Annotated in this window: 1 protein-coding gene; it reads right to left on the minus strand. The window is 61.2% G+C overall.

Annotated features, from left to right (window positions below; genetic code table 11):
* Positions 1 to 356: group II intron maturase-specific domain-containing protein (locus tag ACYP5B_RS46480; RefSeq protein WP_459574089.1), on the minus strand; the 356-nt coding region annotated here is incomplete at both ends.

Genomic DNA, 356 nt, shown 5'->3' on the forward strand with positions numbered 1-356 from the left:
TATCGTCCAACCGTGGTCTCCATGGCCCAGTGCGCAAATAAGCCTGGCTGCCGAGACTTGACGTCTTTCAGCCATGCCGCTGCACGCACCTTCCGAGCGCGGAGGTGTTTGTATTTCCTTTGGGCCCAGCGGACCAGCGCGGCATCGACCGCAAGCAGCACCTGCCCCAGCGCAGACCGATAAAATCGACCGTAGTACTGAATCCAACCCAGCAAAGTCGGACGGGTTCGGTCCGCCAACTCAGTCAGACTCAGGTCATGGCGGTGCAACACACTGCGGCGACGCAGCTCCTGCCGCATCGCCTTCGCAGCCTTGTTGCTGACCGCAGGCAAGAAGCCGACCGACAACTTGCCCAC

The organism is Cupriavidus sp. 8B, from assembly GCF_054589115.1.